Annotated in this window: 16 protein-coding genes; 5 read left to right on the top strand and 11 right to left on the bottom strand. The window is 69.6% G+C overall.

Features of this window, described 5'->3' with window-relative positions; translation table 11 throughout:
- Positions 1–11: 11 nt before the first annotated feature.
- Both AB3M90_RS13155 and AB3M90_RS13150 read right to left on the bottom strand, forming a co-directional pair.
- Positions 12–1,538 carry an MFS transporter gene (locus tag AB3M90_RS13155; RefSeq protein ID WP_412952573.1) on the bottom strand — a complete coding sequence of 509 codons (1,527 nt, stop codon included), beginning with the start codon at positions 1,536–1,538 and terminating at the stop codon, positions 12–14.
- Positions 1,535–2,161: a PadR family transcriptional regulator gene (locus tag AB3M90_RS13150; RefSeq protein WP_412952571.1), complete on the bottom strand. Its 627-nt coding sequence runs from the start codon at positions 2,159–2,161 to the stop codon at positions 1,535–1,537. Before AB3M90_RS13150 ends, AB3M90_RS13155 begins: the two co-directional genes overlap by 4 nt.
- 89 nt (positions 2,162–2,250) lie before the next feature.
- Between AB3M90_RS13150 and AB3M90_RS13145 the strand changes: the two genes are divergently transcribed.
- On the top strand, positions 2,251–3,138 hold the full coding sequence (locus AB3M90_RS13145) for a phosphoribosylaminoimidazolesuccinocarboxamide synthase (RefSeq protein WP_412952570.1): 888 nt from the start codon (positions 2,251–2,253) through the stop codon (positions 3,136–3,138).
- Positions 3,139–3,146: 8 nt separating this feature from the next.
- Here AB3M90_RS13145 and AB3M90_RS13140 read toward each other — a convergent pair whose 3' ends face one another.
- The gene (locus AB3M90_RS13140; protein ID WP_412952568.1) at positions 3,147–3,536 is read right to left on the bottom strand and encodes a type II toxin-antitoxin system VapC family toxin; all 390 of its coding nucleotides are present in this window, start codon (positions 3,534–3,536) and stop codon (positions 3,147–3,149) included.
- Entirely contained in the window at positions 3,533–3,796 is a 264-nt protein-coding gene (locus tag AB3M90_RS13135; protein WP_412952567.1) for a type II toxin-antitoxin system VapB family antitoxin, read from the bottom strand. The genes AB3M90_RS13140 and AB3M90_RS13135 overlap by 4 nt, the downstream gene beginning before the upstream one ends.
- Before the next feature lie 106 nt (positions 3,797–3,902).
- On the opposite strand from AB3M90_RS13135, the gene AB3M90_RS13130 reads away from it, so the two are divergent.
- Entirely contained in the window at positions 3,903–5,258 is a 1,356-nt protein-coding gene (locus AB3M90_RS13130) for a uracil-xanthine permease family protein (protein ID WP_412952565.1), read from the top strand.
- 1 nt (position 5,259) lies between these two features.
- On the opposite strand, the gene AB3M90_RS13125 is transcribed toward AB3M90_RS13130, so the two are convergent.
- The 6 genes from AB3M90_RS13125 to AB3M90_RS13100 all read right to left on the bottom strand — a co-directional run bounded on the left by AB3M90_RS13125 (position 5,260) and on the right by AB3M90_RS13100 (position 11,985).
- Positions 5,260–5,940, bottom strand: coding sequence for a TetR/AcrR family transcriptional regulator (locus AB3M90_RS13125; RefSeq protein ID WP_412952564.1), 681 nt, complete (start codon positions 5,938–5,940; stop codon positions 5,260–5,262).
- Between the two features lie 155 nt (positions 5,941–6,095).
- Complete coding sequence (locus AB3M90_RS13120; RefSeq protein WP_412952729.1) at positions 6,096–7,091, bottom strand: LacI family DNA-binding transcriptional regulator; 996 nt, start codon at positions 7,089–7,091, stop codon at positions 6,096–6,098.
- A gap of 83 nt (positions 7,092–7,174) precedes the next feature.
- Entirely contained in the window at positions 7,175–8,641 is a 1,467-nt protein-coding gene (locus AB3M90_RS13115; protein ID WP_412952562.1) for a GH1 family beta-glucosidase, read from the bottom strand.
- A gap of 5 nt (positions 8,642–8,646) precedes the next feature.
- Positions 8,647–9,537: a carbohydrate ABC transporter permease gene (locus AB3M90_RS13110; protein ID WP_412952560.1), complete on the bottom strand. Its 891-nt coding sequence runs from the start codon at positions 9,535–9,537 to the stop codon at positions 8,647–8,649.
- The gene (locus tag AB3M90_RS13105; protein WP_412952558.1) at positions 9,534–10,574 is read right to left on the bottom strand and encodes a carbohydrate ABC transporter permease; all 1,041 of its coding nucleotides are present in this window, start codon (positions 10,572–10,574) and stop codon (positions 9,534–9,536) included. The genes AB3M90_RS13110 and AB3M90_RS13105 overlap by 4 nt, the downstream gene beginning before the upstream one ends.
- Positions 10,575–10,671: 97 nt before the next feature.
- The gene (locus AB3M90_RS13100) at positions 10,672–11,985 is read right to left on the bottom strand and encodes an ABC transporter substrate-binding protein (RefSeq protein ID WP_412952556.1); all 1,314 of its coding nucleotides are present in this window, start codon (positions 11,983–11,985) and stop codon (positions 10,672–10,674) included.
- A gap of 194 nt (positions 11,986–12,179) precedes the next feature.
- Between AB3M90_RS13100 and AB3M90_RS13095 the strand changes: the two genes are divergently transcribed.
- The 3 genes from AB3M90_RS13095 (at position 12,180) to purQ (ending at position 13,903) form a co-directional block, all read left to right on the top strand.
- The gene (locus AB3M90_RS13095) at positions 12,180–12,710 is read left to right on the top strand and encodes an adenine phosphoribosyltransferase (protein WP_412952555.1); all 531 of its coding nucleotides are present in this window, start codon (positions 12,180–12,182) and stop codon (positions 12,708–12,710) included.
- Between the two features lie 240 nt (positions 12,711–12,950).
- On the top strand, positions 12,951–13,199 hold the full coding sequence (gene purS / locus AB3M90_RS13090) for a phosphoribosylformylglycinamidine synthase subunit PurS (protein WP_412952554.1): 249 nt from the start codon (positions 12,951–12,953) through the stop codon (positions 13,197–13,199).
- Entirely contained in the window at positions 13,196–13,903 is a 708-nt protein-coding gene (purQ, locus tag AB3M90_RS13085) for a phosphoribosylformylglycinamidine synthase subunit PurQ (RefSeq protein ID WP_412952553.1), read from the top strand. Before purS ends, purQ begins: the two co-directional genes overlap by 4 nt.
- Positions 13,904–13,942: 39 nt before the next feature.
- Here the strand turns inward: purQ and AB3M90_RS13080 are convergent, their stop codons facing one another.
- Positions 13,943–15,265, bottom strand: coding sequence for a YyaL domain-containing protein (locus AB3M90_RS13080; protein ID WP_412952551.1), 1,323 nt, complete (start codon positions 15,263–15,265; stop codon positions 13,943–13,945).
- Between the last annotated feature and the right edge of the window lie 36 nt (positions 15,266–15,301).

Raw genomic sequence — 15,301 nt, 5'->3', positions numbered from 1 at the left:
CGGGGCCTCGCTCAACGACCGGGGGTCGAGGCCGTCGGCTTGGGCGCTCCCCGCAGGAAGAGCGACGCGACGAGCGCGACCAGGATCACGGCTGCGGGCAGCAGGATCGCCTGCGACATCCCGGCGGCGAAGCCCTCGGCGACGGCATCCGGCAGCTTTCCGCCGGCACCGATCGACCCGGCGGATCCGTCCATGCCCGGGAGGTTCGCCTCGAGGCGCGCCTGCATGAAGGTCGCGATGGCGGCCGAGCCGATCACCGAGCCGATGGTGCGCGTCGTGTTGTAGATGCCCGCGCCGGCTCCGGCCTGGCGCATCGGGAGGCGGCGGGTCGCCGTGGTGGCCAGCGGCCCCCACATCCCGGCGCTGCCGATGCCGAGCAGGGCGGAGGGGAACAGGAACATCCAGATCGGGGTGTCCATGTTCACCAGCGAGGAGTACCAGAACAGCGCACCGGAGAAGGCGACGAGACCCGGGATCAGGATGAAGCGCGGGTCGGTGCGATCGAGGATGCGACCGGCGACCGGCGCGAGCACACCAGACAGCACCGCCATCGGGATCATCAGCAGCGCGGCCTGCGTCGGGGTCAGTCCCCGGGCGATCTGCAGGAAGAACATCAGCGGCAGCGACATGCTCGTCACCGCGAACCCGACCGCCGCGATGCCGATGTTGGCGCCCGAGAAGTTGCGGTCGCGGAACAGCTCGAGCGGCACGAGGGCCTCGCTCTTCGTCTTCGCCTGCTGCACGACGAACAGCCCGAGCACGACGATGCCGACGATGATCAGTCCCCACACCGAGATCGGTCCCCAGATCACGCCCCAGTCGTACTTCTCACCCTCCTGCAGGCCGAACACCACGAGGAAGATGGCCACGGCGCTGAGCACGACCCCGAGGATGTCGAAGCGGTGCGGATGGGTCTTGAGCTGGGGAACGAGGATCCACGCGGCGATGAAGGCGATGACGCCCACGGGAAGGTTGACGAAGAAGATCCACTCCCAGCCGAGCCCGTCGACGAGCACGCCGCCGGCGAGCGGACCGACCAGGGTCGCGACGCCGGCCGTCGCGCCCCAGAGCCCCATGGCCGCGCCCCGCCGCTCGGGCGGGAACGTGCGCGTGATCACGGCCATGGTCTGCGGCGTCATGAAGGCGGCACCGAGGCCCTGGACGGCGCGCGCCGCGATGAGCCCTTCGAGCGAGGTCGACAGCCCGCACCACAGCGATGCGAGCGTGAAGATCGCGAGACCGATCAGATAGATGTTCTTCGGCCCGAAGCGGTCGCCGAGGCGCCCGGTGATGAGCAGCGGCACGGCGTACGTCAGCAGATAGGCGCTGGTCACCCACACGACGTTGTCGAGGTTGTTGGTGTTCGGGTCGAGGGCGGCCTTGATCGCGGGGTTCGCGACGGAGACGATCGTCGTGTCGACGAGGATCATGAAGAAGCCGATCACGAGCGCCCAGAGGGCGGGCCACGGACTCTTCGGCTCGTGGCCTGCGGCGAAGGGCCCGGTGTCGGGGTTCGCGACGTGGGGGGAATCGGTCATTGCTGTGCAGCCTTTCGCTGAGCGAGATAGCGGTCGGAATCGGGGAAGGCCGTCGGGCCCCAGGGGAGGTCGTCGCCCTGAAGACGGTCGAGCAGAGCGTCCAGCCAGCGCAGCTCGGCCTCGAGCAGCACCTCCTGACGCTCGACCTCGACGAGCACCTGCGCCGGCACGCCCTTCTCGCGGGCCTTCGCCAGTCCGTCGCGGTGCCGTTCGTGATCGGCGACGAGGGCGCCGCGGCGCGTGCCGAGCCGGGCGATCACATCGGCGCGTTCGAGGTTGTGGGACTCGGCGAGAGCGACCCGGAAGTCTGCCGGACGATCGATGCGGCACAGCTCGCGCTGCACCCACGCGACCACGGCCTCGCGCCCGGCATCCGTCAGCGTGTAGGTGGTGCGTTCGGGCCTGCGACCCTCACGGTCGACGCCGACCTCGTCGATGAGCCCGGTCTTCTGCAGCCGGCCGACCGTGTGATAGAGCGTGCCGTTGGTGACGACGATCAGACGGTCGTCGTGGCGGGCGCGCAGGAGGCGCGCCATCTCGTAGGGGTGCATGTCGCCCTCGCGCAGCAGCGCGAGCACCATCACGCCCAGAGGAGTGAGGGTGTCGAGGGCGTTCTTCTTCATTGTTCCTTCTCGATTAGTCCACGTGGACTATACGCCTGCAAGTCGCCACGGGACAAGCCCGAAATCACACGCGCATCCGCTCCGCGATAATGGGGCGGGTGAGCACTCCTTCAGAAGGCACAGCGCAGACCATCCCCGGCTGGCGTCACCTCTACTCCGGCAAGGTGCGCGACCTGTACGCGTCCGACGACCCGGCCGACACGCGCATCCTCGTCGTGGCATCCGATCGGGTGAGCGCCTTCGACGTCGTCCTCTCGCCCGGCATCCCCGCCAAGGGCGCACTCCTCACCCGCCTGAGCCGCTGGTGGTTCGCGCAGCTCGCCGACGTCGCCAACCATCTCGCCGACGGCGAGATCCCGGATGCCGTCGCCGACAGGGCCATGCTCGCGCAGTCGCTCGAGATGCTGCCCGTCGAGTGCGTCGTCCGCGGGTACATCACGGGTTCGGGCTGGGCGGAGTACGTCGAGAGGGGGACCGTGTGCGGCATCCCGCTGCCGGAGGGGCTGCAGAACGGCGACCGCCTTCCGGAGCCGCTGTTCACCCCCGCCTACAAGGCGCCCATGGGCGAGCACGACGAGAACATCTCGTTCGACCGCGTGGTCGAGCTCGTGGGCGCCGAGCGTGCCGCCGAGCTGCGCGACGCCTCGCTCGCGATCTACACCCGGGCCGCCGCGATCGCCGAGGAGAAGGGGCTGATCCTCGCCGACACCAAGTTCGAGTTCGGGACCGACGGCGACGGGGTGCTGCGCCTGGCCGACGAAGTGCTCACCAGCGACTCGTCGCGCTACTGGGATGCCACCTCGTGGCGCAGCGGCGACACCCCGACCGAGCGGATGGCGAGCTTCGACAAGCAGATCGTGCGCGACTGGCTGGCGGCGAACTGGGACAAGCAGGGCGAGCCGCCCGTGCTCCCGGAAGACGTCGTCGAGCGCACCGCCGATCGCTATCGCGAGCTGATCGAGCGCCTCGGGGCCTGACGCCGCGGCTACTCGACCCGGCGCACGTCGGTGTGGACGAAGTCGTCGCCTGTGAAGAGCAGCGGTTCGTCGCGGCTGATCGCGAGCGCGTAGGAGAAGCAGTCGCCGTAGTTGAGCCTGGCCGGATGGCCCGACCCGCGGCCGTACGCCAGATGCGCTCTGCTCATCAGTCGTGACTGGCTCAGGTCGACAGGCACCACCGTGACGTCAGCATCCCTGATCACCGCTTCGATCTCGCGCACACCGGCCTCACCTGCGATTCCTCCCGCCACGATGAACGCTTCCGCGAGGGTTCCCGCTGAGATCGCCACGCGATTCTCCAAGATGTCGACCGTGAACCGCTCTCTCTCGGGCTCACCTTTGAGGATGGCGATCAACGCAGACGTGTCGACGATCACCGCGGGAGCCCATTCTCGTCGTACATCTCCTCCATGATCTCGTCGTAGGTAGGACCTATCGGAGGCAACGACCGAAAACGCGCGACGATCGCATCGATCGCCGCGCGCTTGCGCGCGACCTCCGCCTCGCGCGACTCCTCCAGCTCCGCGAGGCGGCGGCGCACGGCATCCTCGACCGCCCCAGTCTGGCTCTGACCGGTCAGCGCGGCGAGACGGCGCACGAGTTCGTGCGTTGTCTCGTTCTTGATGTTGAGGCTCATGTCTACCATTCTATCGACGTGTCTACCCTGACCGGCGAACTCAGGGAAAACTCAGGAATCGATAGGGTTGCTCCAGCACCCCCTCCCCCGACACTGAGGAGCCCGCATGGCCCTGTGGAAGCTTCACGGAAACGGCCGCACGGTCGAACCCGGCGCCGTCGTGACCCCCGAAGAACGCCTGAACTGGCCCGCGACCATCGCCATCGGCGCGCAGCACGTCGTCGCGATGTTCGGCGCGACGTTCCTCGTGCCGACGCTGACGGGATTCCCCGTGTCGACGACCCTGCTCTTCAGCGGGCTCGGAACGCTGATCTTCCTCCTGATCACGAGGAATCAGCTCCCCAGCTACCTCGGCTCGTCGTTCGCGTTCATCGCACCCATCACCGCCGCAGTCGCCGCGGGCGGCACGGGCTCGGCGCTCGCGGGCGTCGTCGCCGTCGGCATCCTCCTCGCCGTCGTGGGTCTGGTGGTGCAGTTCGCGGGTCTGCGCTGGGTCGACGCGCTCATGCCTCCGGTGGTCGCCGGCGCGATCGTCGCCCTGATCGGCTTCAACCTCGCGCCCACGGCGTGGAACAACTTCCAGCTCGATCCGGTCACGGCCACGATCACGCTCGTCGCCATCATCCTGTTCGCCGTGCTGTTCAAGGGGTTCCTCGGCCGGATCTCGATCTTCCTCGGCGTCGCGGTCGGGTTCGTCTATGCCGCCCTCACGGGGTCGTTCAGCGTGCCGAACGAGCTGCGCGGCGGCAAGACGCCGGCCGAGCTCATCGCCGACGCCCCCTGGATCGGCCTCCCGCAGTTCCAGCTGCCCGATTTCGTCGCACCCGGCACCTGGTCGACCATCGCGATGTTCCTGCCGGTCGTGCTCGTGCTCATCGCCGAGAACGTCGGCCACGTGCGCGGTGTCGCGACCATGACCGAAGATCCCTCGATCAACAAGCACACCGGCCGTGCGCTTATCGCCGACGGCGTCGCGACCACGATCGCCGGCGGCTTCGGCGGCTCGGGCACGACGACCTACGGCGAGAACATCGGCGTCATGGCCGCCACCCGCGTCTATTCGACCGCCGTCTACTGGGTCGCCGGCCTCTTCGCGATCCTGCTCGCGTTCTCGCCCAAGATCGGCGAGGTGTTCAACTCGATCCCGGCGGGCGTGCTCGGCGGCGCGACCACCGCGCTCTACGGTCTGATCGGCATCATCGGCATCAAGATCTGGGTCGACAGCAGGGTCGACTTCTCGCGCCCCGTGAATCAGTACACGGCCGCGGTGTCGCTCGTGATCGGGATCGCCGGATTCTCGATGAACCTCGGCGACTTCGCCTTCGGCGGCATCGTACTGGGCACCGTCGCCGCTCTGCTGATCTACCACGTGGGCAACCTCATCGCTCGCGCCCGCAGGACCGGCGCCGACGACCCGAAGCCGCTCGAGCCCGTGGGTCCGCTCGGCGGCGACCCCGCCTGAGTCAGGGGCGGCGGTCGGGCGCGGCGACGCGCAGCGCACCCGATGCGCGCAGCCGGAGATCGGCGGGGCGCGGCGGCAGGTCGGGCCGGAGTGGCTCCTGCGGCTCGGGCAGGCCGTACTGCCGGCGCATCCATCGCCGCGCGTCTTCGAGGGGAAAGGTGTCGCCGTACACGGCGTACTTCATGAAGATGCCCTCGAGGGTGCTGCGCAGCATGATCTCCTCGAGGGCAGGGTCGGCGGCGCCTCGTGCGCGGAACAGGGCGCGCACCGCGTCTTCCGATGCCGCGACCTGGTCGGCGTGACGCTCCTCCGACTCGGCGAACAGCCGGTGGGTGCCGGGCTGCTGCTGCAGAGCGAACACCGCGCGCTGCACGGGCAGCGCGTAGGCGGTGGCCCGCAGGGCGCCGTCGATCACCCCGGCGAGGATCTCATCGGGCGAGCCCTCGGCTCGGGCGATGCCGAACAGCGTCTCGAACCAGCGGTCGATGACGGCGGCGACGAGCTGATCCTTGCCGCCGAAGTGATAGCTGACCAGGCCCTGGGCGACTCCGGCCCGCGCGGTGATCTCGGCGACGCTCGCTCCCGACACGCCGCGCTCGCTCACGACGTCGATCGCCGCGACGAGGATCGACTCGCGGGCCCGTTCCCGCGCGCGACGGTTCTGCTCGTCGGAGCGCGCCATGCGGCATCCTCTCTCGCAGATGAGCGGTTCGGGGGGATGCGTCCAGATTAGCCACTGAACGTCTATTCAACCTATGATCGGAGTCGGAGGGATCGCGGCCGCGCGGCCACGGATCCGACCGGGGGGACGGATCCGCGGCCGCGCGTGGCACACGGCTACGCCGACGCGCGGACGACCAGCTCGGTCGGCAGGATCGTCGTGTGCGCCGGCTCGCCGTTCGCCAGCAGCGACAGCAGCACGTTGGCCATCGCCTCGCCCTGCGCGTACATGGGCTGGCGCATGGTGGTCAGCTGCGGATCGGTGCTCACCGCCACCGACGAGTCGTCGAAGCCCACCAGAGCGACGTCCTCGGGCACCCGCAGCCCCGCCGCGCGCAGCGCGGTGAGCGCTCCCCGCGCCATCAGGTCGCTGGCGACGAAGATGCCGTCGGGGCGCCCCTTCGCCAGAAGCCGGCGCGCGGCATCCGCCCCGCTCGCCTCGCTGTAATCGCCCTCCTCCTCGCCGAACGGGGCGAGGCCCGCATCCGAGAGCGCGTCGCGGAACCCCTGGACGCGGTCGTTCGACGACTCCATGGTCAGCGGACCCGAGATCGTGGCGATCCTCGTGCGGCCGATGTCGACCAGGCGGCAGGTGGCGTTCTTCGCACCGGTGACGTTGTCGACGTCGACGACGTAGTCGCCCTCGCGTCGACGCACCGGGCGCCCTCCGTAGACGACGGGCACGGCGTCGGCGATGCGGTCGATGAACGCGTCGCTCGTGTGATGCGACACGATCAGCGCGCCGTCGACGCCGCCGTTGCGCACGAAGCTGTTCATCTTGTCGCCCGGGTCGTCGCTGGCGATCAGCAGGTTGAGCAGGTAGTCCGAGCCGCCGAGCGCCCCCGTGATGCCGGCCACGATCGCGGCGAAGAAGGGGTCGCCGAAGAAACGGGTCGTGTCTTCGGGAACGATGAGCGCGATGGCATGGGTCTGGCGGGACGCCAGAGACCGGGCCGCCCGGTTGGGCACGTAGTTCAGCTCGTCGATCGCGGCGCGCACCGCGGCGAGCGCTTCCGGGCTCACCGCCGTCGACCCGTTCACGACGCGCGACACGGTCGACCGCGACACTCCCGCGGCCGAGGCCACCTCTTCGATGGTCGCTCGAGGCGACATCACCGTGCGTACTCTTCCATCGACCCATTCTGACTGGTCGCGGTGGGTGGCGCCGTCATCCGTCCCGAACGCCGGTCCTCCGGTCAGGAGGCGGCCATCTGCGCGACCGGGATGTCTTCGTCCAGAGCCCGGGCGGCGATGATGCGCGCGTACTCCCGGCCCGAGTCCTTCAGACTCCGCTCCTGCGTGTCGTAGTCGACGCGCACGATGCCGAACCGCTTGTCGTAGCCCCAGGCCCACTCGTAGTTGTCGAACATCGACCAGTAGAAGTAGCCCCGCACGTCGACACCGGCCTCGGCGGCATCGAGCACGGCGCCGAGGTGCAGCCGCAGGAACTCGGTGCGCTCCTCGTCGTGCACGCGCGTCTCGCCGTCTTCGACCACCGCGACGTCGTCGTATGCCGCACCGTTCTCGGTCATGTACAGCACGGTGCCGGCGGGCTCGGCGTACTCCGTCCAGATGCGCTGCAGCAGCCGGGTCAGCCCCTCGGGCTGAACCTCCCAGTTCTGCGCAGTGCGCGCGAGACCCCGCTCGACCGGATGGATGCCCTCGCTCGACGGGTACGGACTGCGCCCCTTCCGTGCGGTCGACGGTCCTCCCGACGGCGGCGCGGCAGCCGGCGCCGTGCCGGAGACGAGATCGCCGTGGTAATAGTTCACGCCCTGCGTGTCGATGTGCTGCGAGATCGTCTCGAGGTCGCCGTCGTGGATCGCGGCCTCGAACTCGGCCACGGCGACGGCGTCGACCGCGCGGATGTCCTCGACGATGTCGGCCGGGTACGAGCCCCGGTAGATCGGATCGAGGAACCAGCGGTTGAACTGGCCGTCGACGCGGCGGGCGGCGTCGACGTCGGCCGGGTTCTGCGGGTCTGCGGGATCGGCGACCGTGTGGTTCAGCGTGATGCCGAGGTTGAGCGAGGCGTCGCGTCGGCGCAGCTCGCCGATCGTGGCGCCGTGCGCCAGCAGCAGATGATGCGACGCGAGCAGGCCCTCGGCGACGCTCGTGTGGCCCGGTGCGTGCTCACCGCCCGTGTACGAGAGGAACGACGAGCACCACGGCTCGTTCAGCGTGGTCCACACGTCGACGCGGTCGCCGAGCGCGTCGTGCATGGTCGCCGCGTACTCCAGGAAGCGGTCGACCGTGTCGCGGTTCGTCCAGCCACCGGCATCCTGCAGCGCCTGCGGCATGTCCCAGTGGTACAGCGTCAGCCAGGGCAGGATGCCGGCGCCGAGCAGCTCGTCGACGAGGCGCTCGTAGAAGTCGACGCCCTTCGCGTTCACCGCTCCCCCGTCGGGACGCACCCGTGACCACGACGTGGAGAACCGGTACGTCTGCAGCCCCAGTCGCTTCATCAGGGCGACGTCCTGCGGATACCGGTGGTAGTGGTCGCAGGCGATGTCGCCGTGGTCTCCGTTGATCACCGCGCCGGGAACGCGCGCGAAGGCGTCCCAGATCGAGGCCGTGCGTCCGTCCTCGAAGGCCGCCCCCTCGATCTGGTACGCCGCTGTCGCGGCGCCGAAGAGGAAGTTCGCGGGGAAGGCTCGGGTCATGGATGTCATCCTTTCACCGCTCCCGCCATGATGCCACTGACCAGCTGACGCCCCGCGACGACGAAGAGCACGAGCAGAGGCAGGGTCGCCAGCACGGCACCGGCGAGCACGATCGAGTAGTCGATGTAGTAGCCCGACTGCAGCTGGCTCAGCGCCGTCTGCAGCGTGGGGTTCTGCGGCGAGAGCACGATCAGCGGCCACAGGTAGTCGGTCCACGCTGTCATGAACGTGAACAGGCCGAGGATCGCCATCGCAGGGCGCGCGGCAGGGATGCCGACCGTGAGGAACGTGCGGAACTGGTTCGCTCCGTCGACCCGCGCCGCCTCGATCAGCTCGTCGGGGATCACGTCGACGAGGTACTGGCGCATGAAGAAGACGCCGAAGGCGGTGACCAGCGTGGGCACGATGACGGCGCCGATCGTGCCCGTCCAGCCCAGTTCGCGCATCACCATGAACAGCGGGATGATGCCGAGCTGGGTCGGGATGGCCATCGTGGCGATGACGAACACCATGAGGCCGTCCCGCCCCTTGAAGCGCAGCTTCGCGAACGCGTAGCCGGCGAGGGTCGAGAAGGTCACCACGGAGAGGGTGATGATCCCGGAGATCAGGAACGAGTTGCCCAGCGCCAGCCAGAACGGGATCGCATCGAAGACCTTCGCGGCATTGGTGAGGAAGTTGCCGCCCGGGATCAGCGGCAGCGTCTCGCCACGGGTGGCGTTGGTGCCGCTGGCGACGACGAACGACCACCACAGCGGGTACACGCTGCCGATGATGAACGCCGTCAGCAGGCCGTAGGTGAGGAAGCCGGGGCGGCTGCCGATCCCGGCGGTGCCGGACGCCGCGCCGCGACGGCGACGGATCTTCTCGGGCACGCTCAGTGCCATGGTGGCGGTCATCGCACGTCCTCCTCGACGGTCGAGCGGGCGCGGCGGCGCGCCGCGCGGTTCCTGCGGTCGTCTCCGGTGGAGATCCGCCGCGAGATCAGGAAGTTGATGAGCCCGAAGGCGACGATCAACAGGAAGAGCAGGATGGCGACGGCGGACGCCTTGCCGAGGTCGAGCCGGAAGAACGCCAGCTCCCAGAGGAACAGCACCGTCGTCTGGAACTGCCGGTCACTGCCGCCGATGCCGCCGGCTGTGGAGACGTCGAACAGCTTCGGCTCGGCGAAGATCTGCAGACCGCCGATGGTCGACGTGATGATCACGAAGATGAGTGTCGGCCGGATGGTCGGGATCGTGATGGAGAAGAAGCGCCGCGCGGAGCCCGCTCCGTCCAGGGCGGCGGACTCGTACAGGTCGCGCGGCACGGACTGCATGGCGGCGAGCAGGATCAGGGCGTTGTATCCCGTCCAGCGGAAGTTCACCATCACCGCGATCGCGATGTGCGACAGGGCCGTGTCCTCCTTCCACTGCTGATCGGCGATGCCGAGGAGGTTCACGAGGTTGTTGGCCAGACCGTCGGCCTCGTTGAAGATGCTCGAGAAGATGAGCGCGACCGCGACGGGCGTCACCACGAACGGGATGAGCACGCTCATCCGCCAGAAGGTCGGCGTGCGCAGTCCCCGGTCGAGCAGATAGGCGATGAAGAGTGCCACCGCGAGCTGCGGGATCGCGGAGAGCAGGAAGATGCTCACGGTGTTGAAGATCGAGTTCCAGAACATCCCGTCGCCGAAGATCTCGACGAAGTTGCCCAGACCCACGAAGTCGCCCTCGTCCTTGAGCAGGTTCCAGTCGTGGACCGCGACCCAGACGGTGTACAGCAGGGGGAACAGCCCGACCAGCCCGAAGAGCAGGAAGAACGGGGAGATGTAGAAGTACGGGGAGGCGTTCTGATCGAACCGGGAGAGCCGGTGTCGCCAGGGGCGTCTCGGCGCGGCATCCGGAGTCTGCAGCGGGACGGATGCCGTCGCCCGACGCTCTTCGGTGAGGGTCATGGGTCTTCCTTGTCTCGAACCTGGCTTGTCGGGGGCGTGCTTCGACAGGCTCAGCAGCCCAGTGGGTCACTGAGCCCGTCGAAGCGCGCCCGGAGGACTACTGCTCGACGATGTCGTTCAGAAGCCCGATCGCCTTGTCCCAGGCGCCCTGGGTGTCGACCTCACCGAGGTCCAGGCTCTTCAGTGCGGGTCCGAAGACGTTCTCCTGGATGACGGAGTCCTGAGCGCCCTTGAACTGCGCCACGACGCCCTTGGCGCGCTCGGCGAGGATCGCGCCGGTCGGTGCGTCGTTGAAGAACTCGTTCGGCGTGGCCTCTTCGGCGAGGGTCTCCTGCGCCTTGAGGGTCGAGGGGAAGTTGCCCGCCGCGGCGGACTGCTTCACCTGCTGCTCGGGCTGCGTCAGCCAGTCGGCGAGCTCCGCCGCGGCCTCCTTGTGCTGCGACGTCTCGGGGACCGAGAGGAATGCGCCGCCCCAGTTGGCCGCTCCCCCCGGGAAGACGTCCGCGAAGTCCCAACCGGTCGAGGCGTCGCCGCCGCCGGCCTCCACGGAGCCCTTGACGTTGCCCAGCATCCAGCCCGGGCACACGAACACGGCGAAGGTGCCGTCGACGAACGACTTCCCTCCGTTCCAGTCCCAGGCCTTCTGGGCGGCCGACTGGCCGCCCTCGGTGGCCGCCCCCAGCAGCTCGAAGCGCTCCTTGAGCTCGTCGTTCCCCTCGACGTTCAGCTCGCCGTCGGCGGTGTAGTAGCCCTCGTCGAGCTGGTTGACCATGGCGTTCCAGACGAAGCCGGAGTGGTCGTACCACGCCTTGCCGGTCTTGGCCGTGTAGTCGGCGCCGACCTGGAAGAAGTTCTCCCAGTCGCCGTTCAGCAGCTCCGCCACCGACTCGCGGTCGCTCGGGAGTCCGGCCTTCTCGAGGGCGGGTCCGTTGTAGCAGATACCGCTCGGTCCGATGTCGGTGCCGTAGCCGATGACCCGGCCATCGGCGTCGGTCGCCTGCTCGTACTTCCAGTCGACCCAGTCGCCCTTGCGGTCTTCGATGCCGTAGTCGCGCAGGTCGACGAAGGTGTCCGAGACGTCCATGACGGCGCCGAGCCAGCCTTCCTCGATGGCGACGATGTCGCTGAGGCCGCTGCCCGCGGCGATCTTCGTGAAGGCATCGGTGCGGGCGTTGCCGCCGGTGTCGATGTTGGTCGCCTCGATCTTCACGTTCGGGTGCGCCTTCTCGTACTCCTCGTACAGGTCTTCGTAGCCGAAGGTGCCGAACGTGGTGACGGTCAGCGTGACATCCTCGTCGGCGCTGCCCTCTGCAGCGTCGCCGGTGCCGCCGGCGCAGCCGGCCAGCGCGAGAGCGGAGACGGATGCCACGGCGGCGGTCGCCAGGATCCGAGTGCGGGCACGTGTGTTCACAGGTCACTCCTTTGTGTGCGGGTCGTGCGTTGTGGTGTATCGGGAGTCCGTGGGAGCGCTCCCACGGACTGAGCAGTCACTCTATGGGAGCGCTCCCACGACTGTCAAGCACTCCGGGGCCGGATTCATCGATCCCGTGTCCGACCCGATCGCGCCCGTTCGGAGAAGGTGTCCGCCGCAGATAGCCTTGTCCGGTGCCCGAAGCCGCCCTGTCTCCCGCCCTCACTCGCGCCGCGTCGTTGATCCGCAGCATCCCCGACTATCCCGAGCCGGGCATCGTGTTCCGCGACATCACGCCGCTGCTCGCCGACGCCGAGGCGCTGCGCGTGACCACCGAGGCGATCGTCTCACCGTTCGCCGGGCAGTTCGATGTGGTGGCGGGCATCGAGGCGCGCGGCTTCATCCTCGCCGGAGCCGCCGCCGTCGCCGCCGGGGTCGGGCTCATCCCCATCCGCAAGGCCGGCAAGCTCCCCCGCCCCGCGGCATCCGTCGACTACGCCCTCGAATACGGCACCGCGACCATCGAGATGCACGACGATCTGCCCGTCGGCTCACGCGTGCTGCTCATCGACGACGTGCTGGCGACGGGCGGCACGCTCGCCGCCGGACGTCAGCTCGTCGAGCGCCTCGGCAGCCGGGTCGCGGGCATCTCGGTGCTGTTCGAGATCGACGGGCTCGGCGGTCGCGACACGATCGGCGACCTGCACACGGTCTTCCACGCCTGACCCCGCCCCCATCCCCCTCCGCCCCCCCGCCCCCCGGCCCCCCACCTTTCGCCGAGACCCCCGGTAAGCGTCGAGACCCCCGGGTACGGCGGTCCGCAGGGCGGGGTCTCGGCGACAAGCGGGGGTCTCGGCGAACGGGGCGGGGTGGGGGCGGGGTGGAGAGCGGGGTGCGGAGCGGGGTGGGCAGCGGCGAGCCGGTAGACTGATCGCGCCCGTCCGCCCGCGACTCCTGGAGCCGTCATGCCCACCATCGTCGTCGACGTCATGCCCAAGCCCGAGCTGCTCGACCCGCAGGGCAAGGCCGTCTCGGGCGCCTTCGCCCGCCTCGGGGTCGAGGGCTTCTCCGACGTCCGCATCGGCAAGCGCTTCGAGCTCACGGTCGAGGGCGAGGTCACCGACGCCGTGCTCGCCGAGGCCCGCCGCATCGCCGACGACGTGCTCTCCAACTCCGTGATCGAAGACGTCGTGGGCGTCGAGGTCGTCGAATGACCACGCGCATCGGCGTCATCACGTTCCCCGGCTCGCTCGACGATCGCGACGCCCAGCGCGCCGTGCGTCTGGCCGGGGCCGAGCCCGTCGCGCTGTGGCACGGCTCTCACGACCTCGAGGGCGTCGACGCGCTGGTCCTCCCCGGAGGTTTCAGCTACGGCGACTACCTGCGCGCCGGCGCGATCGCGGCGCTCTCGCCGATCATGGCCGAAGTGAAGGATGCCGCGGCCAAGGGCATGCCCGTGCTCGGCATCTGCAACGGCTTCCAGATGCTCGTCGAGGCGCACCTGCTCCCCGGCGGCCTGATCCGCAACGGGCACCAGCACTTCGTGCGCCGCGACCAGAAGCTGGTCGTCGAGAACTCCGACACCGCCTGGACCAATGCGTTCCGCACCGGCCAGGAGATCGTGATCCCGCTGAAGAACGCCGACGGCGGGTACATCGCCGACGAGCAGACCCTCGACCGCATCGAGGGCGAGGGTCTCGTGGCCTTCCGCTACGCCGGCGTCAACCCGAACGGGTCGCTGCGCGACATCGCCGGCCTCACCAACGAGGCCGGCAACGTCGTCGGGCTGATGCCGCACCCCGAGCACGCGACCGAGCCGGGCTTCGGCCCTGACACCTCGGCCGCCATGCGCTCGGGCGTCGACGGCCTCGACTTCTTCACGAGCGCGGTCGCCGCGGTCGCCCGCGTCGCCGCCTGACCCGCCGCGCCGAACGACGCCGCCGGAGGACGCCTCGGATCAGTCCGCCGGCAGGGTGAAGGGGTTGTCCGCGGCCTCCGCGAGCAGGTACCACGCGGTCGTCCCGGTGTGGAGGCTCGCGTAGTAGAGGTCGCCGAAGCCGGAGTCCAGGCCGTCGGTCGACGTCGCGACGATGCCCCTGCCGTCGCCGTTGGGTGCCTCGCGCTGCGCGAGACGGATGCTGCCGAGCAGCGCCTCCGCGGCATCCCCATCGCCCGTCGCTCCGCGCAGCCGGAGCGCCAGCGCCAGGTGTCCGCTGCCCTCGAACCAGACCTTCGAGACGTCGACGTCGCTGATCGAGGGGCCGCGGTACGGGCCGTCCGTCGCGATGAGGTTCGCGGTCGTCCAGTCCAGCGCCGCGCCGTATCGTGCGTCGCCGGTGCCGAGGTAGCTCCAGGTCTGGGCGTCGAGCGGCCGCGGGTGCGTGTTGACGGTGGTGCCGTCGAGCAGCGTGCCGGTGTCGACATGACCGTCGGCGGCCTGCATCGCCGTGACGAAGCCGGCGGCGACGGCCGACCGCTGCGCCCACACCGGGTCGCCGGTGAGCTGCGCGAGCTGGCCGAAGAATCCGGCGATGTCGCTGTTGTGCTCGGTCGACTTCCACGCGAGCGCGGTGCCGTCGTCGAGCTGCCCGCCCGTGTATCCGTAGGGGGCGCGAGCCATGTCGGCGGTGTTCGCCTGGATCCACCGGGCGGTCCGCAGCGCACCGTCGAGATATCGGGTCTCGCCCGTCGCGTCGTACAGCCGGGCGAGCGCCATGCCCACCCACGCCTGATTCCCGGTGAAGGTGCCGGGACCGGTGATCTCCACCCGCCCCTGGCGGATGCCGTGCGGCTCGTACGAGGCGCGCGTGCGGCCGTCGCCGATCGGGTCGTTCTGCTGCACGAAGAGCAGCGCGTCGCCGATGGCTCGGGCGCGGCGCAGGTCGCCGGGCAGTCCTCGGGCCGTGTAGGCGATGACCACGAGCGCGTCGTCGTAGACGAACGACGGCGTGAAGTCCCAGCCGGGGGTCGTGAAGAAGCCGCCCTGGTAGCTCCGCGGGAGGCAGCGACCGGCGCCGTCGCAGAACTCATCGACGCGGGAGTCGAGGAAGTCGTAGGCCCGGGCGACGGATGCCGCGGCGGAGGGCGCGTTCGTCTCGGCGCGGTCGCCGGAGGGCGCGGCATCGCCCGAGGCGGCGGGTGCCGCTCCCGCGAGCACGGCGGCGGCGACGAGCGCGGCGGCCAGCGCCCACGGCGCTGATCGGCGCGACGAACCGGACATGATGACCCCCCGACGGAATCCGCGCGCGGATCCGACGCGCGCGGGCGACCACGAGGTCACGACCAGAATGCTGGCATGACTCGCGGGGCGCGAGGA

Source organism: Microbacterium martis (assembly GCF_047246685.1).
Classification (GTDB): Bacteria; Actinomycetota; Actinomycetes; order Actinomycetales; family Microbacteriaceae; genus Microbacterium.
Note: the sequence above shows the minus strand (reverse complement) of the source record. Positions and strands in the feature narration are given on the sequence as shown.